This window comes from Streptomyces camponoticapitis, from assembly GCF_014646115.1.
GTDB classification, from domain to species: Bacteria; Actinomycetota; Actinomycetes; order Streptomycetales; family Streptomycetaceae; genus Streptomyces; species Streptomyces camponoticapitis.
The window spans coordinates 348728-374308 of sequence record NZ_BMMV01000002.1; the positions used below are offsets into that span (position 1 = coordinate 348728).

General features: G+C 70.5%; 24 protein-coding genes and 2 pseudogenes. 15 read left to right on the forward strand and 11 right to left on the reverse strand.

Translation table 11 applies throughout. The features are described from left to right. Positions 1 to 70 precede the first annotated feature (70 nt). Entirely contained in the window at positions 71 to 2302 is a 2232-nt protein-coding gene (katG, locus tag IEY79_RS04230; RefSeq protein ID WP_189105898.1) for a catalase/peroxidase HPI, read from the forward strand. 193 nt (positions 2303 to 2495) lie between these two features. Further along, a pseudogene (locus tag IEY79_RS04235) lies at positions 2496 to 2723 on the forward strand (SDR family oxidoreductase); the annotation flags it as partial. On the opposite strand, the gene IEY79_RS04240 reads toward IEY79_RS04235, so the two are convergent. Next, positions 2724 to 3185 (reverse strand): winged helix-turn-helix transcriptional regulator, encoded by a 462-nt coding sequence (locus IEY79_RS04240; protein ID WP_308426646.1) that lies wholly within the window; start codon positions 3183 to 3185, stop codon positions 2724 to 2726. It abuts the pseudogene before it with no gap. An 82-nt stretch (positions 3186 to 3267) separates the two neighbouring features. Between IEY79_RS04240 and IEY79_RS04245 the strand changes: the two genes are divergently transcribed. Next, positions 3268 to 3996 (forward strand): DsbA family oxidoreductase, encoded by a 729-nt coding sequence (locus tag IEY79_RS04245; protein ID WP_189105899.1) that lies wholly within the window; start codon positions 3268 to 3270, stop codon positions 3994 to 3996. Between the two features lie 54 nt (positions 3997 to 4050). Next, complete coding sequence (locus tag IEY79_RS04250; RefSeq protein WP_189105900.1) at positions 4051 to 4749, forward strand: FMN-dependent NADH-azoreductase; 699 nt, start codon at positions 4051 to 4053, stop codon at positions 4747 to 4749. Between the two features lie 52 nt (positions 4750 to 4801). Here IEY79_RS04250 and IEY79_RS04255 read toward each other — a convergent pair. Then, a pseudogene (locus tag IEY79_RS04255) lies at positions 4802 to 5400 on the reverse strand (DUF899 family protein). A 170-nt stretch (positions 5401 to 5570) separates the two neighbouring features. On the opposite strand from IEY79_RS04255, the gene IEY79_RS04260 reads away from it, so the two are divergent. Beyond that, entirely contained in the window at positions 5571 to 6764 is a 1194-nt protein-coding gene (locus IEY79_RS04260; RefSeq protein WP_189105901.1) for a PP2C family protein-serine/threonine phosphatase, read from the forward strand. A gap of 109 nt (positions 6765 to 6873) precedes the next feature. Here IEY79_RS04260 and IEY79_RS04265 read toward each other — a convergent pair whose 3' ends face one another. After that, positions 6874 to 7386: a hypothetical protein gene (locus IEY79_RS04265; protein ID WP_189105902.1), complete on the reverse strand. Its 513-nt coding sequence runs from the start codon at positions 7384 to 7386 to the stop codon at positions 6874 to 6876. A 165-nt stretch (positions 7387 to 7551) separates the two neighbouring features. Between IEY79_RS04265 and IEY79_RS04270 the strand changes: the two genes are divergently transcribed. Beyond that, entirely contained in the window at positions 7552 to 8352 is an 801-nt protein-coding gene (locus tag IEY79_RS04270) for a DUF427 domain-containing protein (RefSeq protein WP_189105903.1), read from the forward strand. Between the two features lie 145 nt (positions 8353 to 8497). On the opposite strand, the gene IEY79_RS04275 is transcribed toward IEY79_RS04270, so the two are convergent. After that, positions 8498 to 9499, reverse strand: a complete 1002-nt coding sequence (locus IEY79_RS04275; protein ID WP_189105904.1) for an aldo/keto reductase — start codon at positions 9497 to 9499, stop codon at positions 8498 to 8500. 134 nt (positions 9500 to 9633) lie between these two features. On the opposite strand from IEY79_RS04275, the gene IEY79_RS04280 reads away from it, so the two are divergent. Together IEY79_RS04280 and IEY79_RS04285 are read left to right on the forward strand one after the other, a co-directional pair. Then, positions 9634 to 10227: a TetR/AcrR family transcriptional regulator gene (locus IEY79_RS04280; RefSeq protein ID WP_189105905.1), complete on the forward strand. Its 594-nt coding sequence runs from the start codon at positions 9634 to 9636 to the stop codon at positions 10225 to 10227. 114 nt (positions 10228 to 10341) lie between these two features. Further along, complete coding sequence (locus tag IEY79_RS04285) at positions 10342 to 11037, forward strand: type 1 glutamine amidotransferase domain-containing protein (RefSeq protein WP_189105906.1); 696 nt, start codon at positions 10342 to 10344, stop codon at positions 11035 to 11037. A 124-nt stretch (positions 11038 to 11161) separates the two neighbouring features. Here IEY79_RS04285 and IEY79_RS04290 read toward each other — a convergent pair whose 3' ends face one another. The 3 genes from IEY79_RS04290 to IEY79_RS04300 all read right to left on the reverse strand — a co-directional run bounded on the left by IEY79_RS04290 (position 11162) and on the right by IEY79_RS04300 (position 13809). Then, positions 11162 to 11803 carry a hypothetical protein gene (locus tag IEY79_RS04290; RefSeq protein WP_189105907.1) on the reverse strand — a complete coding sequence of 214 codons (642 nt, stop codon included), beginning with the start codon at positions 11801 to 11803 and terminating at the stop codon, positions 11162 to 11164. Positions 11804 to 12019: 216 nt separating this feature from the next. Continuing rightward, positions 12020 to 12634, reverse strand: a complete 615-nt coding sequence (locus tag IEY79_RS04295) for a response regulator (RefSeq protein WP_189105908.1) — start codon at positions 12632 to 12634, stop codon at positions 12020 to 12022. Next, positions 12622 to 13809: a sensor histidine kinase gene (locus IEY79_RS04300; RefSeq protein ID WP_189105909.1), complete on the reverse strand. Its 1188-nt coding sequence runs from the start codon at positions 13807 to 13809 to the stop codon at positions 12622 to 12624. The genes IEY79_RS04295 and IEY79_RS04300 overlap by 13 nt, the downstream gene beginning before the upstream one ends. 134 nt (positions 13810 to 13943) lie before the next feature. On the opposite strand from IEY79_RS04300, the gene IEY79_RS04305 reads away from it, so the two are divergent. Beyond that, entirely contained in the window at positions 13944 to 15584 is a 1641-nt protein-coding gene (locus IEY79_RS04305) for an alpha/beta hydrolase (RefSeq protein WP_229700615.1), read from the forward strand. A gap of 195 nt (positions 15585 to 15779) precedes the next feature. Then, positions 15780 to 16070, forward strand: a complete 291-nt coding sequence (locus tag IEY79_RS04310; RefSeq protein ID WP_229700616.1) for a hypothetical protein — start codon at positions 15780 to 15782, stop codon at positions 16068 to 16070. A gap of 13 nt (positions 16071 to 16083) precedes the next feature. Here the strand turns inward: IEY79_RS04310 and IEY79_RS04315 are convergent, their stop codons facing one another. After that, positions 16084 to 17310: a phospholipase D-like domain-containing protein gene (locus IEY79_RS04315; RefSeq protein WP_189105910.1), complete on the reverse strand. Its 1227-nt coding sequence runs from the start codon at positions 17308 to 17310 to the stop codon at positions 16084 to 16086. A gap of 251 nt (positions 17311 to 17561) precedes the next feature. Between IEY79_RS04315 and IEY79_RS04320 the strand changes: the two genes are divergently transcribed. From IEY79_RS04320 to IEY79_RS04330, 3 genes are read left to right on the forward strand one after another with little or no spacing between them, the layout of a single operon-like run. Continuing rightward, on the forward strand, positions 17562 to 18371 hold the full coding sequence (locus IEY79_RS04320) for an alpha/beta fold hydrolase (protein ID WP_189105911.1): 810 nt from the start codon (positions 17562 to 17564) through the stop codon (positions 18369 to 18371). Continuing rightward, the gene (locus IEY79_RS04325) at positions 18371 to 19669 is read left to right on the forward strand and encodes a PP2C family protein-serine/threonine phosphatase (protein WP_189106046.1); all 1299 of its coding nucleotides are present in this window, start codon (positions 18371 to 18373) and stop codon (positions 19667 to 19669) included. The genes IEY79_RS04320 and IEY79_RS04325 overlap by 1 nt, the downstream gene beginning before the upstream one ends. Beyond that, positions 19666 to 20028: an STAS domain-containing protein gene (locus IEY79_RS04330; protein WP_189105912.1), complete on the forward strand. Its 363-nt coding sequence runs from the start codon at positions 19666 to 19668 to the stop codon at positions 20026 to 20028. Before IEY79_RS04325 ends, IEY79_RS04330 begins: the two co-directional genes overlap by 4 nt. Positions 20029 to 20060: 32 nt before the next feature. Here the strand turns inward: IEY79_RS04330 and IEY79_RS04335 are convergent, their stop codons facing one another. The 3 genes from IEY79_RS04335 to IEY79_RS04345 form a co-directional block, all read right to left on the reverse strand. Then, positions 20061 to 20588, reverse strand: coding sequence for a DUF402 domain-containing protein (locus tag IEY79_RS04335; protein ID WP_189105913.1), 528 nt, complete (start codon positions 20586 to 20588; stop codon positions 20061 to 20063). A 44-nt stretch (positions 20589 to 20632) separates the two neighbouring features. After that, a complete protein-coding gene (locus tag IEY79_RS04340) occupies positions 20633 to 21655 on the reverse strand; it encodes a hypothetical protein (protein ID WP_189105914.1) in 1023 nt (340 codons plus the stop codon). Positions 21656 to 21776: 121 nt separating this feature from the next. Beyond that, positions 21777 to 22976, reverse strand: a complete 1200-nt coding sequence (locus tag IEY79_RS04345) for a PP2C family protein-serine/threonine phosphatase (protein WP_189105915.1) — start codon at positions 22974 to 22976, stop codon at positions 21777 to 21779. Between the two features lie 186 nt (positions 22977 to 23162). Between IEY79_RS04345 and IEY79_RS04350 the strand changes: the two genes are divergently transcribed. Both IEY79_RS04350 and IEY79_RS04355 read left to right on the forward strand, forming a co-directional pair. After that, the gene (locus IEY79_RS04350) at positions 23163 to 24806 is read left to right on the forward strand and encodes a pentapeptide repeat-containing protein (protein WP_189105916.1); all 1644 of its coding nucleotides are present in this window, start codon (positions 23163 to 23165) and stop codon (positions 24804 to 24806) included. A gap of 290 nt (positions 24807 to 25096) precedes the next feature. After that, complete coding sequence (locus IEY79_RS04355; protein ID WP_189105917.1) at positions 25097 to 25579, forward strand: GNAT family N-acetyltransferase; 483 nt, start codon at positions 25097 to 25099, stop codon at positions 25577 to 25579. Positions 25580 to 25581 lie beyond the last annotated feature (2 nt).

Consider the following 25581-nt stretch of genomic DNA (forward strand, 5'->3'; position numbering starts at 1 on the left):
CCAAGAAGCAGCGTGTGACGGCTCCCGGCCGCACCGAGCACCGTGATCCGCCAGGTCCAGAAGGATTCCCATGTCTGAGAACCATGATGCAATCGTCGTAGACGCGAAGGAGGAGGGTGAGGGCGGCTGCCCGGTCGCACACGGACGTGCCCCTCACCCGACCCAGGGCGGCGGAAACCACAAGTGGTGGCCGGAGCGGCTCAATCTGAAGATCCTCGCCAAGAACCCCGCCGTGGCCAACCCCCTCGGTGAGGAATTCGACTACGCCGAGGCGTTCAAGACCCTCGACCTGCCCGCCGTGAAGCAGGACATCGCGCAGGTGCTGACGACCTCGCAGGACTGGTGGCCCGCCGACTTCGGCCACTACGGCCCCTTCATCATCCGTATGGCGTGGCACAGCGCGGGTACGTACCGGATCAGCGACGGCCGCGGCGGCGCGGGTGCGGGCCAGCAGCGCTTCGCCCCCCTCAACAGCTGGCCGGACAACGGGAATCTGGACAAGGCCCGCCGACTGCTCTGGCCGGTCAAGAAGAAGTACGGCCAGAGCCTCTCCTGGGCCGACCTGATGATCCTCGCCGGCAACGTCGCCCTGGAGACCATGGGCTTCGAGACCTTCGGCTTCGCCGGCGGTCGCGCGGACGTCTGGGAGCCCGAGGAGGACGTGTACTGGGGTCCCGAGACCACCTGGCTCGGCGACGAGCGCTACACCGGTGACCGCGACCTGGAGAGCCCCCTCGGCGCCGTCCAGATGGGCCTCATCTACGTCAACCCCGAGGGCCCGAACGGCACTCCGGACCCGCTCGCCTCGGCGCGCGACATCCGCGAGACGTTCCGCCGGATGGCGATGAACGACGAGGAGACCGTCGCCCTCATCGCGGGCGGCCACACCTTCGGCAAGACCCACGGCGCCGGCCCGGCGGACAGCGTCGGCGCCGACCCGGAGGCCGCCCCGATCGAGCAGCAGGGCTTCGGCTGGAAGAACAGCTACGGCACCGGCAAGGGCGGCGACACCATCACCAGCGGCCTTGAGGGCATCTGGACGAACACTCCGATCACCTGGGACAACAGCTTCCTGGACATCCTTTACGGCTACGAGTGGGAGCTGTTCCGGAGCCCGGCGGGCGCGAACCAGTGGCGGCCGAAGGACGGCGCCGGAGCCGGCACCGTACCGGACGCCCACGACGCGTCGAAGACCCACGCGCCCACCATGCTGACGAGCGACCTGGCGCTGCGCGTCGACCCGGCGTACGACGAGATCGCCCGCCGATTCCACGCCAACCCCGACCAGTTCGCGGACGCCTTCGCCCGCGCCTGGTACAAGCTGACCCACCGCGACATGGGCCCGATCGTGCGCTACCTCGGCTCCGAGGTCCCCTCCGAGACGCTGGTGTGGCAGGACCCGCTGCCCGCCGTGACGCACGAGCTCGTCGATGCCGCCGACATCGCCTCCCTCAAGGAGCAGGTCCTCGCCTCGGGTCTGCCGGTGTCCCAGCTCGTCTCCACCGCGTGGGCCTCGGCCTCGTCCTTCCGCGGCAGCGACAAGCGCGGCGGCGCCAACGGTGCTCGCATCCGCCTGGAGCCGCAGCGCGGCTGGGAGGCCAACGACCCCGACCGGCTGGCGACGGTGCTGGGCACCCTCGAAGGCATCCAGGAGTCGTTCAACTCCGCCCAGGGCGGCGGAAAGCGGATCTCGCTGGCCGACCTGATCGTGCTCGCCGGTGCCGCCGCCGTCGAGAAGGCGGCCAGGACGGCCGGCTTCGACGTCGAGGTCCCCTTCACCCCGGGCCGCGCGGACGCCTCCCAGGAGCAGACGGACGTGGAGTCCTTCGCGGCGCTGGAGCCGGCCGCCGACGGATTCCGCAACTACCTCGGGAAGGGCCAGCGGCTGCCCGCCGAGTACCTGCTGCTCGACCGGGCGAACCTGCTGACCCTGAGCGCCCCCGAACTCACCGTTCTCGTGGGTGGTCTCCGCGTCCTGGGCGCCACCTACCAGGAGTCGTCGCTCGGCGTCCTCACCGACACCCCCGGGTCGCTGACCAACGACTTCTTCGTCAATCTGCTCGACCTGGGTACGACGTGGACGGCGACGTCCGAGGACGCGAACACGTTCGAGGCGCGCGACACCGCCACCGGCGAGGTCAAGTGGACCGGCAGCCGCGCGGACCTCGTCTTCGGGTCCAACTCCGAGCTGCGCGCGGTCGCGGAGGTCTACGCGAGCGACGACGCGAAGGAGAAGTTCGTGAACGACTTCGTCGCGGCGTGGAACAAGGTCTCCAACCTGGACCGGTTCGACCTCGTCTGATCGGCTTCCCGGCCGATCGCTCCGGACCTGCCTGAAGTGCAACGGCCGGGTCGCCCCCGCGGACACCGCGCGGGGGCGGCCCGGCCGTCGGCCGTCCACCTCGTGGGCGGCACGCCGGATTCCAGGACACCGCCCCAACCGGCTGACGCGGCGCTACAGATAATCACCGGCCTCGGCTCCCAGCACGTTCGGAAGCATCGGCAGCCGCCGCGCCAACCCCGCCCTCCCCGCGTACGGCGCCATGAAGCGCGCGCTCAGCAGCATCACCGAGACCGCTGCCGTGACCTGGGGCCGTCAGGGCATCCGGGTGAACGGCATCACCCCCGGCGGAACCGCCACGGAGATGATCGACAAGTGGGAGGCGGGTGACCGGCGCGATCGTGCCGGTCGACGGCGGCGCCGGCGCCTGAGGAGGAGGGCCTCAGGCGTTGCGCGTGTCGTAGGTGTCCTGGTGGCGGCGGATCTCCGTCTGCCGGTCGGCGGACCAGGCCGCCAGCTCCAGCACGGTGGTGAGCAGCGATTTCCCGAGAGCCGTCAGGGAGTACTCGACGCGGGGCGGGACCTCCGCGTACGCCGTGCGGTCGACGAGCCCGCTGCGCTGGAGCTGCTTGAGCGTGAGGGTGAGCATCCGCTGGGAGATCCCGGGGATGGCGTACGCCAGGTCGGAGTAGCGCACGGGTCCGTCGGAGAGGGTGCCGATGATCAGCACGCTCCACTTGTCGCCGACCAGGTCGAGGGTCTCGCGGATGAAGTCGGCGTCCTGATCGTTCCAGTGCGCGCACGGCCCGGGGATCTGGCGCACGTTCGCCCGCACGTTCGTGCGCCCCCGCCGGATCTCCTTCTCGACGGCCACGGTGACCAGCCCTTTCCCAGACTCACGCACATGAATGTGCCTTTTGTGTCACTCGTCATCCTAATGCACAGTGTGGCTACGAACAGATAGTGAGTTTCGAGAGGGGTCCACCGTGAAGATCGAATTCTGGTCGGACATCGTCTGCCCGTACTGCGGGCTGATGGACAACCGGCTCCGGCTGGCACTGGAGCGTTTCGAGCACGCGGACGACGTCCGGGTCACCCACCGTTCCTTCCAGCTCCACCCGGATCTGCCGCGCGCGGGCATCACCCAGCGGAAGCTGCTGGAGACGCACGGCATCTCCGCGGCGGACGGAGAGGGCATCTTCGCTCCCATCGAGGCTGCCGCCCGCGCGGAGGGACTGGATCCCTACCGCGCGCTGGAGCGGACCCTGGGACCGACCGACCTCGCCCACGAGCTGCTCGCCCACGCCGCCGACAAGGGACGGGGCGAGGAGACCTGGACGGCGATGTTCCGCGCCCACTTCGGCGAGGGGCGGCGCCTGTGGACCGAGGACGAGGTACTCGGCTTCGCCGCCGAGACCGGACTTGACCGTGCCGACGCCGCGCGGGCCCTGCGCGAGCGGCGTTACCGCGACCGGGTGGCCGCCGACCAGCGTGAGGCCGAGCGGCTCGGCGCCGGCGGCACACCGTTCACGGTCCTCGACGGGCGCTACGCCCTGCGCGGGGCGGTCAGCACCGACGAACTCCTGGCCGCGATGACCACGGTCTGGGAAGCCACCCACCCCGAGCCCGCGCCACTGCGGGTCCTCGGTGAAGGCGAAGGCGAGGGCGTCTGCGGACCCGACGGCTGCGCCGTTTTGCCCCATCCCCTCTCCTGAACCGATCCCTTCCGTACATCCGTACTCCGCCCCACAGAACGAAAGGCAGCCCCCATGTCCTACCTGCTGCGCATTGACGCCTCCGCCTCCGGCGCCTCGTCCATCTCCCGCCAGGTCGCCGACTCCTTCACCGCCGCCTGGACCGGCGACATCGTCCGGCGTGACCTCGCGCTCGACCCCGTCGACCACCTCGGCGCCCCCGGTATCACCGCCCGCACCACCCCCGCCGACGAGCGGACCCCCGAGCAGAAGGCGGCGGCCCTGCTCCAGGACGAGCTGGTCGAGGAGTTCCTCGGCGCCGGCGCGTACCTCTTCGCCGTACCGCTCTACAACTACTCGATGCCCTCGGTCTTCAAGGCGTGGCTCGACCACACCATGGTGGTCGGCAGGACCATCGGCCTGGGCGACGCCGTGCGCACCGCGGGCCGCCCCGCCGTCGTCGTATCCGCCCGCGGTGGTGGTTACGGCCCCGGCTCGCCCCAGCACGGGAAGGACTTCCTGGTCCCCACACTGGAGACCGTCCTCGGCGACCCGAACCTGATGTCGCTGGACGTCCGCGCCATCACACCCGAACTGACGTACGCCCCCATCATGGAGCCGCTCCGGCATCTGCTGCCCCAGCACCACGCCTCACTGGAGGACGCGCACAAGCAGGCGCGTCGGCAGGCCGAGGAGATCTCCCGCACCCTGGGCGTCCGCACCGAGACCGGCGGGTCGGCGGGGACCGCGGATGCGGCGCTCGGCCGAAGGTGATGGCGGACCGCTCGCCGGCCCGGCGGGATGCGCGACGCGCCCCGTTTGTGTGTCAGTGGTGGTGACCCCGGCGGCCGAGTGTTTTCACGGGGGCCGCGCCGGGGCGGGCCCATTGCGGCACGGGGCGGCTGGTCGGGCCCCAGGTGGCGTGTCCTTCGGCGTCCGAGCGCCAGGACCAGCAGGACTGGCGGGCCTCGGCCGGATAGCCCTCGCGGACGTCGCCGATCACCGGCCACCCTTCGGGGTTGTCCTCCCAGCCTTCGCCGCGCCCGTAGGGCGTCATGTCGAGCAGTCCGAGGGACCCGTTGACCCGCTCGTTGCCACGGGCCGTCGTGGAGTAGGTGAGGAACGCGCGGTCGCCCTCGCGCAGAAAGCTTGTGAGGTAGCCCATGGGGTCGCCGATCGGCGCGTTCGCGTCGCGTACCGAGTACCAGGGCTGGGTGTAGCCCATGAACTCCACGCGTCGCGGCCCTGGAACAGGTCCAGGAACGGGACCGGGCCCTCGGGGCCGACGCCCTCGACGGTCCCGTCGAACTCCACCAGCGGCAGCCTGCGGCGCGCCGCCGCGATCGCGTCGCCCTCGCGGGTGTGCGCCTTCTCGCGGACCAGGAGCTCGTCACGGGCGGCCTGCCAGGTGGCCGGATCGACGATGGGCGGGCGGCCGGGGGCGGGGTGGTGGTCATGGTGTCCTCCGTGGTGTCCGGGAGCCGTTGTGAGGCGGTCACCAGGACAGACTCGCGACGCGGTGGGAACTCATCGCGGCCCTGTGGCCTGTCCGCTTTCGGTGAGTCTGTCCTAGTTAGTCCGGGTAGGGTGAAGTCATGCCGTTGGACGGTGTGTGGAGGCGGGGTTCTCAGTCGCTGTGGCGTGGCCGGGCGTTCGTGGGCGCGGCGTTCGTGGTTCTGGTTCTGGTGCTGGTGGCTGACTTGTTCGGTGGGTCGGTGGTGCGGCTGGGCGGGATGATGCTGGCACTGCCGGCTCTGGCGGCGGTCTTCACCGGCCCCGGGCCGGTGCTGGTGATCGCGGGGTTGATGTTGCCGGCGTTCGTGGTCTCGCTCTCGGCGAACGGGCGTCTGAACTGGTCGGAGGCGCCGGTATCCCTCGCGACGGCGGTGGTCATCAGCGCCGCCGCGGCGGGTGCGGCGGCGGTACGGGAGAAACGTGCGAACGAACTGGCGCAGTCGCGTCGGGTGACGGCGCGGACGCAGGCGACGTTGCTCCGTCCGTTGCCGTCGCGGTTGGGCCCGGTGGAGATCTCGTCGGCGTATCTGGCGTCGGACGAGGAGTCGACGATCGGCGGGGATGTGTACGCGTGCGCGGTTGTCGGCGGGCGTCCGCGGGTGATGGTGGGGGATGTGCAGGGGAAGGGGTTGTCCACCCTGGAAGTGGTGCTGTTCCTGCTGACCGCCTTCCGGCAGGCTGCCCGGCAGGGTGTGGCGCTGGATGATCTGCCGGTATTTCTGGACGACGCGGTGCGCCGCGATCTGGCTCGCGCGAGGGACACGGCGCGGGAGGCCGGTGAGGTGGGGGAGGGCGGCGAGGCGCGGGAGGCCGGTGAGGTGGGGGAGGAGCCTGAGGCGGGGCGGCGGATGCGGGAGTGTTTCGTGACGGCGGTCGTGGTGGAGGTGGTCGGTGAGGGTGAGGAGGTGCGGCTGGTCAACTGCGGCCATCCGGCGCCGCTTCTCCTGCACGCGGGGACGGTGCGGGAACTGTCGGCGTCCAGACCGGCGCTGCCGGTCGGGCTCCTCAGCCTCGACAGCGACCCCGTGAGCGTCGACACCCACCGTCTGGAGGCGGGTGACACCCTGCTGCTCTACACCGACGGCCTCATCGAGGCCCGCGACGACGCCGGTGTGTTCTACCCGCTGGCGGAGCGTATCGGTGCCTGGACGGCCCGTCCCCCGGCCGCCATGCTCGACGCCCTCCAGAGCGATCTGCGCGGGCATGCCCGTCTTGAGGACGATGTCGCGATGGTCACCGTGCGGCGCCCGTTCGCCCCGCGTGGTGACGGGTGAGTGCCCTCCGCTCTTCGTATTGACCGGCTTCTCGACAGCGGTTCGGGTCGAGAACGGCCCGGCGGGTCCGGGGGCACCGTTCCACACGGCGGGATCCGGCCGCTTCCGGCTACCTGACGAGGCCGATGGGCAGGTTCGCCGGCCCCACCCGGCGCGGCCACTGGTGTCCGACCGCCGCGTACGCCAGGAGGAGGGCGGTGGCGTCCTCCGCCAGGGCGGCGGGCCAGTCGGGACGGCCCGCGTCGGCGACCGTACGGCGCCAGTACGCCCCGCCGAACGTGCCCGCCAGTGAGGCGGCGGCGCCGATCGTGGCGGGCACGGCCGGCGGGGCGCCGCCCGGTTCGCGGGAGGCGAGCGCCACGGCGGCGAGTGCGCCGAACGCCATCCGGGACGTGATCCCGGACGGGCTGAGACGGCTCGGCGTCTTCGGCAACTTGTCCCCGACCAGTTCGCCGAGGGCGGCTGTGGCGGTGATTCCCTTGGCCCACACCCCGGCGAACAGGTTCGCCGGCCGGGCCCGTTCGCCGGGGTCCGTGGTCAGTGCGACGGCGGCTGTCCCGAGCTGGCTGCGCAGGCCGGCCACCACGCCCACCAGGATCAGCCGTGTCACGCCCTTGGGCATACAAATACCTTCCCGGTTCATGCAGCCCTGGGTGCCCGGGCGCAATCCCGGGGAAACGGTCGGCGCACCGGGTCACCTCAATGCCCGCAACCCGTCCTCCCGGCGGCTGGACCATGTGATCGTGGGTGAGGCAGCCCCGCCACCGGCCAGGGACAGGAGGCGTCCATGTCTGACAACGCCCAGTACTTTCCACAGATGATCGTCCCGGTTGGCCATGTCGAACCGGTCGCCCGCCGTATCCGCGCCTTTCTGGCCGGCCGGCTGGTGTTCGACACCGTGCGGGCTCTCTACGTGTGGGAGTGGCCCGGCTATCCGCAGTACTGCGTTCCGGCGGAGGACTTCATCGAAGGAGCTCTCATCGACGAGGACCACACGCAGAAGCTGAGCCTGGGGGTGGCACGCCGCCACGGGCTGCGCGGCGGCGGGGTCGAACGGCCCGGCTCGGCCCGGCTCTGGACCGAGGAGGCGCCGCCGGGTCTCGCGGGCACCGTACGGATCGACTGGGCAGCCCCCGACGCGTGGTTCGAGGAGGACGAGCAGGTGTTCGTCCATCCCCGCAGCCCCTACACGCGGGTGGACGCGCTCCGATCGAGCCGCACCGTCCGCGTCGAACTGGACGGGGAGGTCCTCGCCGAGGCGCCCTCGACCGTCATGGTGTTCGAAACCGGCCTGCCGACCCGCTACTACCTCGACCGCGTCCACACCGATCTCACCCGGCTGGTGCCCAGCGAGACCGTGACCGCCTGCCCGTACAAGGGCAGCACCAGCGCCTACTGGTCCGTCACCACGAAAGCCGGAAGCTACGCGGACATCGCCTGGGCCTACGATTTCCCGACCCGCCAGCTCGCACCCATCGCCGGGCTCGTGGCCTTCTACAACGAGCAGACGGACATCTTCCTCGACGACCGCCCGCTCCCACGCCCGGCGCCCATCAACCGGACCGCCCGGCCCAGGTCACGGCCCTAAGACTGGGCGAGAGGGGGCCAGGGAAGCTCGATCCGGTCTCTCTCGGCGTTCATCTCCCACAGCTGATCGGCGAGTTGGACCGGCTCCACGCTCGGGATGCCGGCCGCGAGAGCCGCTGCCTCGTCCATGGCCCAGCGCGGGGTTGTCAGCGAGCGGGAGTGACTCCGTACGACCAGTTGTGTCCCATCTCGGTCTCGCGCTCACCGACGACCTTCAGCGCGTCGAGCCGCGCGAGCTCCGCGTCCGTGAGGGTGAGTTCAGCGGCGGCCGCGTTCTCCTCCAGACGGGAGATGTGGAGGGTTCCGGGAATCGGGACGACGCCGGGCGCCTTCGCGAGCAGCCAGGCCAGGGCCACCTGGCCCGGTGCGGCCTCGTGCGCCCGGGCGATTTCCCTGACGACATCGACGGCGGCGAGGTTGGTCTCGAACGCCTCACGGGCGAAGCGGGGCATGTTGCGGCGGTAGTCGTTCTGCGGGAGGTCCCTGAGCGAGGTGATCTGTCCGGTGAGCATGCCTCTGCCGAGCGGGCTGTAGGGCACGACCCCGATGCCGAGTTCGCGGCAGACCGGGAACACTTCCTCCTCGATGTCGCGGGACCACAGGGACCACTCGGTCTCCACGGCCGCGATGGGGTGCACGGCCTGCGCCCGGCGGATGGTGTCGGCAGCCGCCTCGCAGAGCCCGAGGTGGCGCACCTTGCCCTCGGCGACCAGTTCCGCCATGGCACCGACCGTCTCCTCGATCGGGACATCGGGATCGACGCGATGCTGGTAGTAGAGATCGATGTGGTCGGTGCCCAACTGGGTCAGAGAACGCTCGGCGCGCTCACGCACATACTCCGGTCGGCCGCTGATGATCGGCGGCCCCTCCGGACCCAGAGACCGTACGATGCCGAACTTGGTGGCGATCACCACCTGGTCCCTGCGCCCCGCGACGGCCTTGCCGATGATCTCCTCGCTGGGGCCGTAGACGTCGGCGGTGTCAATGAGCGTGACGCCGCGCTCCAAGGCCCGGCCGATCAGGTCGTCCGGGGTGTCATCGGTGTCGTTGTCGGTCTGCCCGTAAGGCTTCGCGAAGCTCATGGCCCCATATCCGATCGCCCCGACAGTGGGGCCGGCCGTACCGAGAACGCGCTGAGAAATGGGCATGGTAAACCCTCATGGATCGGTTGGCTCTGGACATACAAGCGCATGTCCACTACTGAGGACATGCTATGTCCACACTGGTGGACATGTAAACGGGGCAGGCGGCCGCACCACGGCGACCTCGTACCCTGGACACCATGAGTGAGGATGATCTCCCCCCGGTGCCACCTCCCCGTCGCAGGGACGCCGCCGCCACCCGCGCGAGCATCCTGCGGGCCGCCCGTGACGCCTTCACGCGACTCGGGTACGACGGCGCGGGGGTGCGCGAGATAGCTCGCGCGGCCGACGTGGACACGCGGCTGATCAGCCGGTACTTCGGCTCGAAGGAAGGGCTCTTCGCCGAGGTGGTCGATCTCGCCTACGAGAAGTCGCTGATGATGACGCCCGAACTCAACGCCGACGCGGCACACGCCCTCCTGATCGAAACGGACCAAGGCGCCGTCGACGGGCTGCTCCTGACGCTCCGTTCCGCCTCCAACGCCCGCGCGGCCGCCATCATGCGGGACAGCATCGAGCGCAATTACCAGACCCGGCTCGCCGAGGCGCTGCCCGGCACCGACACGATGGCCCGCTCCGCCCTGCTTGTCGCCCTGTGCTCGGGCGTTCTGCTCACCCGGACCCTTCTGGGCAGCACCGCGCTGAACGACGCGCAGGTGGAGCGGATGGTCCCGTATCTGCGCGCCGCCCTCGACGCCGTCGCGGTAGCCCCCGCGGAGGACGGGGACGACTGACGCGGGAACGCTCCCTGGGCCAGTGGCCGAGTCGCCGTCCGTATGCGTTCGGCCGAACGCGTGATTAGGCTGAAATCAGTGGATTTACTCAGACCTGTCGCGAGGAGGCGTGTGATGGCGAAGGTGCTCTTCATAGTGAGCGGAGCGACCTACTGGGTGCTCAAGGACGGCACCAGGTACGCGACAGGTTACTGGGCCGAGGAGTTCGCGAACCCGTACAAGGCGATCACGGACGCCGGGCATGAGGTCGTGGTCGCGACTCCCGGCGGCGTGACGCCGAATGTCGACATGATGAGCCTGCGCCCGGCAATGGCAGGCGGAGAAAAGGGAGCTCTCGAACTGGAGGCCGTCATCCGCGACGCGGAGGTGATGCGGCGGCCGCTCAAGCTGTCGGACGTGCGTCTCGAAGACTACGACGCGGTCTATCTGCCGGGTGGCCACGGTCCGATGGCGGACCTGGCGTTCGACGCCGACGCGGGCAGGCTGCTGACGGCGCAGCTCGCCTCGGGCAGGCCGCTCGCGATCGTGTGTCACGCCCCCGCCGCGATGCTGGCCACCAGGATTCACGGAGAGTCGCCGTTCAAGGGCTGGAAGGTCACGGGCTTCGCCAACGAGGAGGAGGAAGGGGTCGGGCTGGCATCGAGGGCGACATGGCTGCTTGAGGACGAACTGAAGGACAAGGTCGGCGTCGAGTACAGCCGAGGCGAGACCTGGAAGCCGTACATGGTGGAGGACCGCAACCTCGTAACCGGGCAGAATCCCGCGTCCGCCGCCGTTCTGGGAAAGCGACTGCTGGAGATCCTCGGGTGAGTTCGTCGCCCGCGAAGGATCCGAACGACGCGCGCTCCGCGAGCGCCTGAGCCGGCCCCGCCGCAAGATCCCCCGCGCGGGCTCTGGTTGCGTCCGGCGACGACCGCCCCGTCGAGGGTGGGTGTCAGTTCTGGTGGCAGGAGTCACCGCAGTGCGTGAGCACGTCGTGGCCGGGGCCACCGTGCGACCCCTCGCCGTACGCGCCCCCGCCACCGTCGAGTTGATCGTCGCCTTCTCCGCCGTAGAAGACGTCGTAACCGCTGCCGCGAAGAACGTCGTCTCCGGGGCCGCCGTCGATTCTGGTGTACGCGTGACTGCTTGCCGCCATCGTCAGACGGTCGTCGCCGTCGTTCAGGTCGACGACCAGTGAGGTGAGGTCGGACGCCCGGTCACCGGGCGGATAGCTCGTACACATCACCGTGGTCCGGTCACTGCGATCGGGGTAGGTGCAGCCGGAGCCCACGGAAATCAGCACCTCGTCGCGGATGGTGAACCGGTACTTCTCGCCCGCCGCGAAACCGACGGTCGTCTCGTTGAGCTGGCCGGCGGCGGCGGTGTAGTGGACCACGTTGTCTTCGGTGACGGAGGCGGATGCCTCGTGTGTCGTGGTCGACGGGACTTCGACGGCCCCACCACCCTTGCCGGGCGCCGCAGTTGGACCGCTCGCCTCGATGTTCGATGTCAGTAGCGTGATGGCGACGACGACGAGTGCGACGGCGGCGCAGACCACGAGACGGGTCCGGCGCGCCGTATGAACCGTTGGCACGAGAGCCTCCTCCGACGAGTCATCTGGGCTGCCACCCAGCCGTTGCCGCCGGTCAAAAATGGACGTCGCGGACGGTGGCGGGACCACCGGCAGGTGAACAACGGGATTCCGCACCGGGTACGGACGGTCACGCGGGCGCCGGCCCGGGACCCCTGCGTACCGGCACTCGGTCTACGGCAACGGAGGCTGCCGGCGATCGAGATACGTGAGTACGGCCTAGACCCGGCGGTGTCCGCTGTCCGTGGGGGACAGGCCGAGCTTGGCGAAGATCCCGCCGATGTGTTTGTGCACCGCGTTGAGGGTGATGGCCAGCCGGTCGGCGACGGCGGTGTTGTCATGGCCCTCGGCCACGAGAGCGAGCACCTGGTGTTCACGGGGGGTGAGGGCGGCGAGGGGATCCCGGTCGCGCCCCAGGAGGAGTTGGGCGATGACCTCGGGGTCCATGGCGGTGCCGCCCGCGGCGACGCGACGCAGCGCCCGCGTGAACTCCGCGACTCGTCCCACGCGGTCCTTGAGCAGATAGCCGATACCGCCCCGCCCGTCGGAGAGCAGTTCCCTGGCGTACTCCCGCTCCACGTACTGCGACAGCACCAGCACCGGCAGGCCGGGGTGGTCGGCGCGGGCCCGCAGAGCGGCGCGTATCCCTTCGTCCTTGAAAGCCGGCGGCAGCCGCACATCGACGATCGTCACCTCGGGCCGGTGCTCGTCGACAGCGGCCAGGAACCCGGGGCCGTCGGTGGCGATCGCGGCGATCTGGAAGCCCCGAGCGGTCAGCAGCAGTTCCAGACCACTGGAGAGCAGCACGTTGTCCTCGGCGATCACGACCCGCACGGCACCTCCACCGCGATCGTGGTCGGGCCGCCGGGCGGGCTGGTGACCAGGACGCTGCCGTCCAGGGCGAGGACGCGGCGGCGGATCCCGGCGATACCGGTGCCACGCTCCTCGTCCGCGCCACCGATCCCGTCGTCCGTGATCCGCACCGACAGCCCGGCGCCGGTCCGCCCCACCCGTACCTCGGCCCGCGGGGCGCGGCCGTGCCTCGCGGCGTTGCTGAGCGCTTCGGCGACGACGAAATAGGCGACCGCCTCCACGGCGGCCGGGACCGGGCCCACGTCGCCGAAGCGGACCCGGGCCGGTACGCCGCAGCCGGCGGCCAGCGCCGTCAGCGCTCCGCCCAGGCCACGGTCGGCGAGGATCGGCGGGTAGGCGGTGCGGATCACCTGACGCAGCTCCGTCATCGCCTCCTCGACTCCCTCATGTGCCTGCCGAATCAGCTCGCGCACGTCGTCGGGGGCGTCCGCCAGTGACTCGCCGGCCACCCCCAGCCGCATCGCGACGGCCACCAGCCGGGCCTGTACGCCGTCGTGCAGGTCGCGCTCGATCCTGCGCAGCTCCGCCGCGTGGGCGTCCAGGGCTTCGGCGCGCGTACGGGTCAACACCTCCACCCGCCGGGTGAGTCGCTGGGCGGCGGACGGCGACAGCATGGTCAGGCAGATACGGGCGTGCGCGCGTGCCAGGGGCGGGCCGCCCCACCATGCCACCGCGGTCAACAGGCCGATCTGCGCCGGTGCCGCGGTCAGCGCCACCGCCCAGCCGTCCACGGTGATGTCACCCAGAAGCTTCGGCACAGCCTCCTCCGGCAGCGCCCACCACAACGTCATGGCCCACCAGCCCGTGACGACGTTGCCCAGGCACACCACGGCGGCCAGGCCGAACGGCAGGGCCGTGACCATATGCACCGGCAGCCACAACAGATCGCGGCGCGCGTGGGGGTCCGTACGAAGCCGGCGCCACCGGGCGCGGGGGCCGTCGGCCTCAGGCGCGGAGCGCTCCGGGACCGGGACGCCGAGCAGCAGCCCGGCACGGCGCCGGTGCCAGTCGGCCCAGGCGTGCGCCGGAGCCGGCAGGACAAGCAACGGCAGTGCGACGAGGGCGGTGGCGGCGGTCGTCAGGCTGCCGAGCAAGTAGCGCGCGGCGCGGGGGCGTTGAGCCCGGCTTCCGCCCATGTCCGCACCTCCGTCCACGAGTCGGGGACTCAGTATCCGGCACGGCGATCGGCGAGGCACTACAGCGGGCTGTAGTGCCGGCAGGCAGTGGGCACCATTCCCGCGCGTGGTGCGCCGAGCCTAGCTTCGCGGTCATGACGACGAAGCGGGGCACGAAGCAGGCCAGGAAGCAGATCAGGAATCAGACCAACAAGCGGCCGCGGACCGGGAGTCAACGTCCCGGCGTGGCAAGGCGATTGGGCGCACCCGCCGTGGCACTGATCATGGCGGCCTCCGGTACCGCCGCGGGCCCGGCGACAGCCGCCGCGACAGGCGGTGCGGCGCACGCCGTGCGGCCCCCCGCCCCCGGCCTCGCCGCGTACTACGGCCAGCCCCTCACCTGGGCGGACTGCGGGCAGGGCCCCGACGACGAAGTGGGCACGGCGCTGGACCGCGACGGCGCCCGGTGCACCCGGGTCACCGTTCCGCTGGACTACCGACGGCCGACCGGCCGGACCATCGAACTGGCCGTGTCGCGGCTGCCGGCGAGCGACCCGGCACGCCGGATCGGCACCCTGATGCTCAACCACGGCGGCCCCGGTGAGCCGACCCTCGGTATGCCGCTGGAAACGCACGCGCACATGGGCGAGACCGGCGCCCGCTACGACCTGGTCGGGATGGATCCGCGTTTCGTGGGGCGCGGTACGCCGCTCGACTGCGGCTGGCCCTCCGGTATCTGGCTCCGCGCGGCCGGACAGGACCGGGCCGGTTTCGACCGCCAGGTCGTCTTCCAGAAGGAGTTGGCCGAACGGTGTGTACGCCGCCACGGCGACGTACTGCCCCACGTCTCCACCCGTAACACCGCCCGCGACATGGACGTCGTCCGCGCGGCGCTCGGTGAGCGCCGGGTCTCCTACCTCGGGTACTCGTACGGCGCCTACCTCGGCGCCGTCTACATGCGGATGTTCCCGGGCCGGACCGACCGGGTGGTCCTCGACAGCGCCGGTGATCCACGCCGGACGGGACCCCGGCTGCTGCGCGGCACCGAGCCCGCCTCGGAGCGGGCGCTCAACGCCTGGGCGTCATGGGCCGCGGCGCGGCACCGCGTCCACGGCCTGGGCCCCACCCGTGAGGCGGTGCTCGCCACCGTGCGGCGGATCATCGAGGCGGCGTCGGACCGGCCGCTGCCCGTGGGCTCCTACCGGGTCGACGAGCATGTGGTCCCGTACCTGATCCATCTCGGCGTCGGCAGCGACCGCGAGGACGCGCGGGCCGTATTCGCCTCCACCGTAGGGGTGCTGGACAAGGCGGCGCGGGGGATTCCCGTCGAGCCGACCCCGCGGCTGGAGGGCTTACTGCGCTTCGTCCTCGACGGCGCGAGCTCGAAGGATGTCAGCCCGGCGGCCGCGATCATCTGCGGAGACCGCGCCGCGCCGCGAGACACCGAGGTCTACTGGCGCGACATCCGGCGCAGCCGCCGGCACCACCCGCTCTTCGGGCCGGTCACCAACAACATCGACCCTTGCGCCTTCTGGCCCGCCCCGCACGAGCCGCCGACGTCGGTCACCAACGGCGCGCCTGCCCTGATCGTCTCCGCCACGGGCGACACGGCGACCACCTACCGCGGCAGCCGCGCCATGCACCGCCTGCTGACGGGCTCCCGGCTGCTCACGGTGCGCGGCGTGATCGGTCACGGCATGTACGGCGAGTACGGCAACGCCTGCGTGGACGCCGAGGTGAACACCTACCTGAAGTCGGGAGACCTGCCGGCCGAAGACCCCACCTGCCGGAGGTGACACCCGTTTCCCGGCCCCGGCGCCGGCCCGGCGGCACTCCGACAAATTAGTTGGCCGGGTTCGATCGAGCTGCGAACACCCTGCCCGTGCGTGCCCGCCTCTTCTGGCCGACCGGACCCCTGAAAACGCCTCCTGACCCAGGAGATCACCTCGTGAGGAGTCCTCAGTGCACAAGAGCCGGGCTTTGAAATACGATTGCCGAGCGCCGGGCAACGCTGGGACGATTCTCGGCGTGATCGCGAACTCCTTCCCGCCCGGCGGGTCTTGTTCGTCGTTCTCGCACCGGGCATCGAGGTGTGCCGGTACCGAAACACCATCCGTGATCCCCGGGAGCGGTTCGACTTCGACGGCTACGAAGGTCTCGACGCCGCCATGAAGCGCGAACTGGGCGATACCGGCTGGTGGTTCGACACCGCCGCCCTTACTCCCGAGGAGACCGCTGACCGCGTCGTCCGGGAAGCTCAACGTCGCGCCCCGGCGAACTGACCACTCACGCGCGCTACAGAAAACGCCGGATGGGCTGGACGGCGACCTCGCCGGCCCGCTGCAGCATGGAGCGCCGCTTCCAGCGTCCCGGCCGAATCGGCATGGCGGCCTCCAGGTCCTCGTCGAAGTGGCTGTCGAGGGTGGCTGTGAACTCCTGGTCCAGTACGGCGAGCATGATCTCCTCGTCGTGGTCGAGGGACCGGCGGTTGAAGTTGGTGGAGCCGACCAGGGCGGCGACGGCGTCCACGGTGATGATTTTGGCGTGCATCATCGTCGGCTGGTACTGGTAGATCTTCACCCCGCTGGCGGTGAGGTCCTCGTAATAGTGCTGACCGGCCAGCTGGCAGACCCGCTTGTCGGTGTGGGGGCCGGGCAGCAGGATCTCCACCTCCACACCCCGCCGGGCGGTGGCACACAGCAGCTCGATGAAGTACGCGTCGGGTGAGAAGTAGGCGGTGGCCAGCCGGAAGCGGTCCTCGGCCGACTCCAGCATCACCCGGATCAGGGTCTGCATGTCCTGCCAGCCGAAGCTGGCCGATCCGCGCACCACCTGCACCACCGCGTCGCCCTCGGGACGGTGCTGGACGAACCGGTCGCAGTCGTCGAAGAGGTCGTCGTGGCATTCGGCCCAGTTCTGCGCGAAGGCCGCGGCGATGCCGTCCACGGCCGGCCCGCGGACCTCTACGTGGGTGTCGCGCCATTCGTGCTCGTTGCCCGCGTTGCCGCACCACTCCTCGGCGATGCCGACCCCGCCGGTGAAGGCCGTCTGCTCGTCCACGACGAGGACCTTGCGGTGGCAGCGGTGGTTCTGCTTGAACGGCGAGAGTGCCAGAGGTCTGCGGAACCAGGCCACTTGGACACCGGTCTCCTCCATCTCCTCCAGCAGCTCCTTCTCGATCAGCCGGCTGCCGAACCCGTCGAGCAGCAGCCGCACCCGTACGCCCGCCCGGGCCCGTTCGGCCAGGGCGCGGGCGAACTCGCGGGCGATGTCTCCCCGCCAGTACACGAACGTCATCATGTCCACGGTGTGCTCGGCTGAGCGGATGGCGGCCAGCATCGCCGGGAAGATCTCGTCCCCGTTGCGCAGAGCGGTGAGCGAGTTGCCCTCGGTCGCCGCGATGCCGATCAGCCGTTCGAGTCGGCGGCGTATCCGCGTGGTGCGTTCTTGAGTCGTCGCCGGTGCCGGTGTCCCGGCGCCGGGGGAGGCCGACTGGGGTCGGTCCTGAGTACTACTGGTCACGGTGTTACCTGGCCGGCGCCCGCAGGAGACAGGAGCCGCGCGCCCGGTCCGGCGCGGGGCGCGGCGAACGGAATGTACCCCCGGATCGCGGTCCGAGACGCGCGGGCGGCGACAGGTTCCCGCGCCCCGTCCCGGGCGTCTCCACCTGCGAGAAGGAGCGCAATGGAGTGAACCGCGTGAACGGTGCGTACGGAGCGTTTGGGGTGATCCACGCGGCCATGGTGAACAAAGCGTTCTGCGAGGATGGTCGTATGACAGTTCGCAGCAGGAACCATGTGACGGTGACCGGCCGGCCCGGGGGGCCGGTGGTGATGCTGGCGCATGGTTTCGGGTGCGATCAGAACATGTGGCGGCTCGTGGTGCCCCTTCTGGAGCGCGACTTCACCGTGGTCCTGTTCGACCACGTCGGGGCGGGCCGTTCGGAGCTGTCGGCGTGGAGCCGGGAACGCTATTCCACCCTGGAGGGCTATACCGAGGACGTAGTGGAGATCTGCCGTGAGCTGGCGCTCGGCCCGGTGACCTTCGTGGGGCACTCGGTGAGCGCGATGATGGGGGTGCTGGCCGCCGCGCGGGAGCCGGAGCTGTTCGCCGGGCTGGTGCTCCTCGCCCCGTCGCCGTGTTTCATCGACGATCCGGACAGCGGCTATCGCGGCGGGTTCAGCGCCGAGGACATCGACGAGCTCCTGGGATCGCTCGAGGCGAACTATCTGGGCTGGTCGGGAGCCATGGCCCCGGTGATCATGGGCAATCCCGGGCGGCCGGAGCTGGGCGAGGAGCTGACCAACAGCTTCTGCCGTACCGATCCGGACATCGCCCGTGTCTTCGCCCGGGTGACGTTCCTCTCCGACAATCGCGAGGACCTCGCGCGGGTCACCGTTCCCACCCTCGTCGCACAGTGCTCCAGCGACGCGATCGCGCCGCCGGAGGTGGGGGCATTCGTACGGTCGAGGATCGCGGGAAGCCGGCTGGTCACCCTGAACGCGACCGGACACTGCCCCCAGCTCGCCGCCCCTGAGGAAACCGCCGCCGCGATCACCGAGTTCGTCACGGCCGCGAGATGATGTGCGAGAGGGAGGACGGCGGGAGCGCCGAACCCCCCTTCGGCGAACCCCCGCTCGGCGACCGCCCGCCCGGCGAGGGGCAGCCGGAGGACGGTGCGGCATTCGCCGCCCTGCTGGAGGACAGCGCGGAGGACCTGTACGAGCACGCGCCGTGCGGATACCTCTCCACGCTGCTGGACGGCACGATCGTGAAGATCAATACGACTCTGCTGGACTGGCTCGGCCACAAGCGCGGCGACCTGGTGAGCCGTAGGACCTTCTCCGACCTGCTCACCGTGGGCGGCCGTCTCTACCACGAGACCCACTTCGCACCGCTGCTGCGGATGCAGGGCGAGATCAGCGGCATCGCCCTGGAACTCAAGGCGGCCGACGGCAGCAGGCTGCCCGTCCTCGTCACCTCCACCGTCAAGACCGGCGGCGACGGGCAGCCGCTGCTCATCCGCACCACCGTCTTCGACGCCCGCGACCGCCGCGCCTACGAGAGCGAACTGCTGCGTGCCCGAACGCAGGCGGAACGCGAACGTGAAGAACTCCAGCGCCTCAACGCCGTCCTCCAGCAGACCCTCCTGCCCCCCGCCCTGGTGAAAGTGCCCGGACTGGACGTGGCAGCGCATTACCACATCGCCTCCACCGACAAGGTCGGCGGCGACTTCTACGACCTCTTCCCCCTGACCGGCGGCACCTGGGGGCTGTTCCTCGGCGACGTGTGCGGCAAGGGCGCCGCGGCGGCGGCCGTCACGTCCCTGGCGCGCTACACCCTGCGCGCCGCCGCCGTCTACGACCCCGACCCGGCCGCCGTACTGAGCAACCTCAACACCGTCCTCAACCACGAATACAACGGCGAGGACCCGCGTTTCTGCACCGTCGTCTTCGGGCTGGTCACCCCCGCCGAGCGGGGCGGCTTCGACATCACCCTCGCCAGCGGCGGCCATCCTCCGGCGCTGCTGATGAGCGCGGACGGAACCGCCCGCTATCTGCCCACCCCCGGCGGACAGCTCATCGGTGTCCTGCCCGACGCCCACATCGTCACCACCACCCTCCACCTGGGGGCGGGCGACACCATGCTGCTGCACACCGACGGCCTCACGGAGGCACGCGCGGCCTCGGACAGCCTCAGGCAGGAGGACCGCTACGGCGACGAGGCCCTCCTGGACTTCGCCCGGGGTCTCGCTCCCACCACCCCCTCCGGCGCCGTCGCCGCCATCCGTGACCTTCTCGACTCCTTCGGCACCGGTGTCGACGACGACACCGCTGTCCTCGCCATCGGCGTCCCCCGCCCCAGTGAAGAGCATCTGTGACTCACCTCGCGATCCGCACCCGGACCACCGTCGCCGGGCCCGTCCTGGAACTGACCGGAGAACTCGACCACGCCAGCTGTTCCCAGGTACGCGACCTTCTCCCCGGCCTGGTCCTTCACCGGGGCCAGCAGCTGGTCATCGACCTCGCCGGTGTCACCTTCTGCGACTCCAGTGGCATCACCGCCCTGATCGCCGCCCGCAACCACACGCTCGCCGCCGAGGCGGACATCGCCCTCGCAGCCGTTCCCCACCACATCCGCAGAATCTTCAGCATGGTGGGGCTCGACCAGGTCTTCGCCGCCCACCCCACGGCCCGCGCGGCCGAAGCCGCCTGGACACCGCCGGCCCCCCGGCCCTGAGCCGAGGTGCGGCTGCGACAGCTGGTCCGGGATCACACCGGATCTCCGAGAAGGCGGAGCCAGTGGTGGTACACCGAGGCAAAAGGCTCGGCGCCCTCTCCACCGCGACGGCCCGCCTGCATCAACCACGCGCAGGTTCGCCGGGCGTTGTCGACAAGGTCGTCGGGGTAGCCGAAAACCACTCGATGTTCGTCGAACTCGTCTTCGTCCTGGACGTACGCGTCGCCACCACGAGGCCGTACGACATCGAGATCGAGGTCGATGGTTCGAAGGACGGACCCGTCCGCGTTCCACTCGGGCACGGTGGACACGTCGCAGTACATCTCGGGCCCCGGGGCCGCGCAGAACGTGGCTGTCCACCACTCGTCGCGCGGGACCACCATCACGTACGCGAACCGGGTCGTCCAGCCGCCCCCGGCCGAACCGACGGGAACGCCCCGCGCCGTACCCAGCCACACGCCGTGCGCGTCCTCACCGAGCCGGGTGGCGGTCCACAGCGCGCTCGACCTGCCGTCGTACTTCCGTATGTCGACCAGCACGGAGTTGCCTTCTGTGGTCATGCCAGGACGCCTACCCGTCCACGAGCGCGGCCGTCCATGCCGCCCTACCGAACGCGGATGACGGCGATGCCGTCCTCCACGGCCAGCGCCACCCGGGTGCCGTCCGGGTGGACGGCCGTGACGGGGGAGTCCCCCGGATCCCCGCCGTACGCGCCCTGCCGCCGGGACATGGCCAGCTCCGGCCACTCCGCCACGAGTCCGCCCGTACGGATGTCGAAGAGACGTGGGTGCCCGTACAACGCCAGGACCGCGTCGCCGCACCCGAGGATCGTGCCGACCGGTCCGGGGAGGTCGTGGCGGTAGAGCCAGGTGGCCGAGGAGAGGGACCGCACCCCGAGCTGGTGCCGGCCCAGGTCGATGTCGTCGTCCTCCTCGTCGTCCTCGTCCGGTTCGCCGCCGAAATCGCCGGTCACCAGGGCCACTCGGTCTCCGTCGAGCCAGCAGGCGGAGTCCACCTCGGCATCGGTCAGCGGCCAGTGGGGCACGAGGCCGCGTCCGTCCAGTACGGAGCTGTCCGCCAGCGCGCGGTTCAGGTCGTAGACCGGGCAGACGCCCGCCGGGGTCCACACCCAGCCGGCGGACAACATCCACCGCCCGCCCGGACTGACGGCGGGCCGTGAGTGGAACAGGCTCGACATCGGCTCTCCCGAGCCCGTGGCCAGGCACTCGCCCGTGGCGACGTCCTCGATCCGGAGCCGGCTGAACCTCTCCGGGCAGTGCACCAGCACCTCCCGGCCGTCCGCCAGCATCCCGAGGCCCACCGGGTAGTCGAACTGCGAGGCGCGGTAGTCGTCCCTGCGCAGTTCCCGGACCGGTCGCCGCCCGTCGAGCAGCAGGCCCTTGGTCCCGCGCTCCGCGTACACCACGGTCCAGCGGCCGGACGGCGACGTGACGGCGCGGTCGTACGACCTGCCGTACGGTCGCCGCGCACGGCGGTGCTCGGTCCCGTCGGGCGACCAGCGGCGCCAACCGCCCACCGGGTCCAGCAGATCGTCCCCGTTCCACACGAGCGAGCGGACCTCGCCCGTGTGTACTCTCGTTCCGCGTACCGCCACACTGTCGTCCATCGAAGCCCCCCAGGCATGCCGCCCCCCGGCGGCATGTCCCCATCCTCGCCGACCGGCCGTCACACGGGGGGCGCGTTCCCGGAGCTTGTTCAGCGGTCGGTGCGAACGAGACTGGCCTGACTCAGGTGCCGGCTCCGGCATTCAGCGGCACTCTCCGCACCGGAGGACCGTGCCAGTCCAGACAGACCACGGTGGCGTCGTCCTGAAGGTGACCGTTGTAGACATCGGAGACCACCGAGGCCATAGTGCGCACCACCTCGCGCGGGTGCTCGGCGGCGGTGTTACGGATGAGTCCGGGCAGGTCGACACTGCTCGCCCGGCGTTCCTGCATGCCGTCGGTGTAGAGCACGAGGCGATCACCGGGGCGAAGGTCGATATCCTGCACCTGGTACCGGTCCTCCCCGGCGACTCCGAAGGGCAGGTTCACGGACAGCTGCACTTCGCCGACCCTGCCGTCGCGCAGCCGCAGGGGCCAGAGATGGCCCGCGTTGACGAGCTGGGCACTGGACCCGTCCAGGGCGATGCGCAGGAGCTGGCCTGTGGCGAACGTCCGGTGGCCGTGGTCGAGCATGGCCCGGTCGATCCGGCGTGCCTGTTCGGCGAGGTCCGTCCCGTCCCGGCGGGCGCTGCGTGAGGCGTTGACCAGGAGGGTCGCCATCAGCGCGGCATCGACGTCGTGCCCTATGGCGTCGGTGACGGACAGGTGCAGGGTGTCGTGGTCGACGGTGTAGTCATAGGTGTCACCCGCCACGGTGTCGGCCGGCACCAGGGCACCGGCGAGGGCGAACTCGGGAGCCTCGCAGGAGGAGGCCGAGGGCAGGAGCTGGCGCTGGATCTCCGCGGCCAGGCTTACCGCGGTCGTGCGCTCGCCCCAGTGGTACAGATCGGTGAAGCGGCGGTTGGTGACAATGATGTACGCCAGCGCGTGCGCGGTCTCCTCGATCCGCTCCAGCGCTTCCGGTGTCACCCGGGACAGGAACATCTCCAGGAGCCCGATGGTGTCGCCGCGGTTCATGACAGGAGCGAGCACCCGCTGCCCCTCGCCGTCCGCCGAGATCTGCACCAGCTTCTGGGTGCGCAGGACCTCTTCGTAGACACTGCCTGCGAGGAGAATCTGTTCGGCTTCGCGCCCCCGTTGCGTGACCGCCGCCTCATTGACGCGCACGACCCGTCGGCCGACGACATCGACGAGGAGGAACGACACGTGTCGCGCGCCGATCCCGTCACTCAGACTGCGCGCCACCACATCGATGGAGCGCACCGGCGGGGTACCCTCCGCCGCTGCCAGTACCTCGGTAAGTCCGATCCGATCACGCGGCACGTCCACCTCCTTACGTTGTGGACCTTCCTTCCCGCAGACGCCGCACGAATCACAACCCTCCCGGATGGCTCAGCGCGTGCGTGGCGAGAGAGCTTGTCCGCCGACCTTTCTCACCTGTACGCGCTGCGAGGCGCACCAGCGGGACAGGACGGCAACTGACCCGCCGTGAGGGAACGTCCTTCAGGCATGACGTACCCGAACCCCGTTTCCGCTCCGCCGCCGGACTGGTCGTACTGCGGTCATGGCGCCGACCCCACGGACGATCCGGTGGGCTGTCGTGGCATTCATGTCGCGGGCACTTTGGCCTGTCTGGTCCACATGGAGGAGACCGATCGTGCCGCCTATCTCGGCACACTGACTCCCGGTGCGCCGATCGACCACCGCGGCACCCCTTTCGACCAGGACCTGCTGCACCGCCTGCTCGACGCGCTGAGTGATCCCGCCCCTGGGCGCCCCACACTCGGGAGCGCCCGGTTCGACGGAGCCACTTTCAGCGGTCACGTCTCCTTCGACGGGGTGACCTTCACCGGCGACGCCGGCTTCGGGAAGGCTGCTTTCACCGGCGATGCCTCGTTCGACGATGCCACCTTCACCGGCAACGCCTGGTTCGGGGAAGCGATTTTCGCCGGCGACGCCAGGTTCCGCGGGGTGACCTTCGCCGCCGGATGCGGGTTCCGCGGGGTGACGTTCACCCGCGACGCCTCGTTCAACGGAACGCGGTTCGCGGAGGCATCGCGTGTGGGGCCGCTGGTGTGCGGCGGCAGGGTCGTCATGGACGGTGTGGTGTTCGGCGCGCCGGTCATGCTGGAGATCGCAGCCCGCGCGGTGAGCCTCACGCGTGCGCGCTGGGATTCAAGAGCCGCGCTACGGCTGCGCTACGCCGAAGTTGATCTGAGCGACGCGGTCCTGGAGTACCCGGTCACGGTCACCGCACACCCCACGGCGTTCCCCCGCCGCCGGGACGAGCCGGTGCCGGAGGGGGAGCTGGTCGGGCGCGACGCCGGTGTCCGGCTGACGTCGGTGAGCGGCGTCGACACCGCGCATCTGGCGTTGCACGACATCGATCTGAGTGGCTGCCGGTTCGCGGGCGCGGTGCACCTGGACCTGATGAAGGTGGACGGCTGGTGCACCTTCGCCCCCACACCCACCCACTGGAACCGCCGCTACCCCTGGTGGTGGAGCCGCCGCAACACCCTGCCGGAGGAACACCACTGGCGGGTACGGACCGCCCGCCACTCCAGCACAGCCCGCGGCTGGACACCCCCGCCACCGGACGCCCCCGAACTGAGACCGGCGGCCGTGGCGGCGCTGTACCGGCAGATGCGCAAGTCCCTGGAGGACAGCAAGAACGAACCGGACGCAGCCGACTTCTACTACGGCGAATGCGAGATGCGCCGCCACGACGCCACCCGGCCCCGGGGAGAACGGTTACTGCTGACCGCCTACTGGGCCCTGTCCGGATACGGACTGCGCACCCTTCGCGCCCTGGCCTGGCTGGGCACCGCCATGATCACCACCGTCCTGCTGCTCATGGCCTTCGGGATCCCCCAGGACTCCCCGAAGCAGGAAGCGACCGGCACCGTACCGGCCGGCGGCGGCAAGATCGCCCTGGAGATCGACAAGGCCGACCCGCGGAACCCCACCGGGGCCAGGTTCACCGGCGAACGCTTCGAGAAGGCCCTGAGCGTCACGCTCAACTCAGTGGTCTTCCGCTCCTCCGGCCAGGACCTGACGACCTCCGGCACCTACATCGAGATGGCCTCCCGCGTCACCGAACCCGTCCTTCTGGGCCTCGCGGTCCTCGCGATCCGCAACCGCGTCAAACGCTGACACCGCCCGGCACCACCGGGAAGTGCGTGCCGCGGGCTCGGCGGATCGTGCTTCAGTGGGTGCGCGAGCCAGTGGCGGTCACCGGCGCATCGGGAGATCACGTTGGTTGACCGCCCACGGCTCGGTGGAACGGGCGTACCGCACGCCCGCGGAGTCCTCACGGAGGCACTGGATGAACGACGGCAAGCGCCGACGGACGGCGATCGGTACCGCCGCAGGGGGTGTCGGTGCGGCACCGGCCGCGGCACCGCTGATCGGCGGCCCGCCGCAGGACGGCGGCGACCGCTGATATGACTGGCCTTCATGCCCCTTACGAGTTGCGCGTCGGCGTCCCTTCCGTCGAGCTCTTCCGCCGCCTTCGCGTCGATGCCGGTCTCTCGGACAAAGCCCCCGAAGCGGTTGCCCTCGCCCTGCCCCACACATGGCACGGGGTGATCCTCCATCACGACGGTGAGCCCATCGGTATGGGCCGCATCATCGGTGACGGCGGCACCGCGTTCCAGATCGTCGACATCTGCGTACACCCCGCACACCAGGGGCGTGGCCTCGGCAAGCACATCATGGCCGCTCTCACCGAGGAACTGGAGCGCCGGGCGCCCGCCACCGCCTACGTCTCGCTGATCGCGGACGGCCCCGCACGCTTCCTCTACGAGAAATTCGGCTTCGCCGACACGGCCACGCACGGTTCGATCGGCATGTACCGCGTGATGGCGGGCAACCCCGGGACCGGCGGACCACCCCGCCCGGCGTTCCGGGCCCACGAAGATCCCTAGGT

Excerpts from the sequence above, each read along its gene's own strand:
- IEY79_RS04300 (WP_189105909.1), bottom strand. The coding sequence starts at position 13,809 with ATGGGCGGAAGCCGGGCTCAACGCCCCCGCGCCGCGCGCTACTTGCTC.
- IEY79_RS04335 (WP_189105913.1), bottom strand. The coding sequence starts at position 20,588 with ATGACCACAGAAGGCAACTCCGTGCTGGTCGACATACGGAAGTACGAC.
- IEY79_RS04265 (WP_189105902.1), bottom strand. The coding sequence starts at position 7,386 with ATGCCCAAGGGCGTGACACGGCTGATCCTGGTGGGCGTGGTGGCCGGC.
- IEY79_RS04340 (WP_189105914.1), bottom strand. The coding sequence starts at position 21,655 with ATGGACGACAGTGTGGCGGTACGCGGAACGAGAGTACACACGGGCGAG.
- IEY79_RS04250 (WP_189105900.1), top strand. The coding sequence starts at position 4,051 with ATGTCCTACCTGCTGCGCATTGACGCCTCCGCCTCCGGCGCCTCGTCC.
- IEY79_RS04305 (WP_229700615.1), top strand. The coding sequence starts at position 13,944 with ATGACGACGAAGCGGGGCACGAAGCAGGCCAGGAAGCAGATCAGGAAT.
- IEY79_RS04270 (WP_189105903.1), top strand. The coding sequence starts at position 7,552 with ATGTCTGACAACGCCCAGTACTTTCCACAGATGATCGTCCCGGTTGGC.
- katG (WP_189105898.1), top strand. The coding sequence starts at position 71 with ATGTCTGAGAACCATGATGCAATCGTCGTAGACGCGAAGGAGGAGGGT.
- IEY79_RS04280 (WP_189105905.1), top strand. The coding sequence starts at position 9,634 with ATGAGTGAGGATGATCTCCCCCCGGTGCCACCTCCCCGTCGCAGGGAC.
- IEY79_RS04350 (WP_189105916.1), top strand. The coding sequence starts at position 23,163 with ATGACGTACCCGAACCCCGTTTCCGCTCCGCCGCCGGACTGGTCGTAC.
- IEY79_RS04275 (WP_189105904.1), bottom strand. The coding sequence starts at position 9,499 with ATGCCCATTTCTCAGCGCGTTCTCGGTACGGCCGGCCCCACTGTCGGG.
- IEY79_RS04285 (WP_189105906.1), top strand. The coding sequence starts at position 10,342 with ATGGCGAAGGTGCTCTTCATAGTGAGCGGAGCGACCTACTGGGTGCTC.
- IEY79_RS04320 (WP_189105911.1), top strand. The coding sequence starts at position 17,562 with ATGACAGTTCGCAGCAGGAACCATGTGACGGTGACCGGCCGGCCCGGG.
- IEY79_RS04355 (WP_189105917.1), top strand. The coding sequence starts at position 25,097 with ATGACTGGCCTTCATGCCCCTTACGAGTTGCGCGTCGGCGTCCCTTCC.
- IEY79_RS04260 (WP_189105901.1), top strand. The coding sequence starts at position 5,571 with ATGCCGTTGGACGGTGTGTGGAGGCGGGGTTCTCAGTCGCTGTGGCGT.
- IEY79_RS04325 (WP_189106046.1), top strand. The coding sequence starts at position 18,371 with ATGTGCGAGAGGGAGGACGGCGGGAGCGCCGAACCCCCCTTCGGCGAA.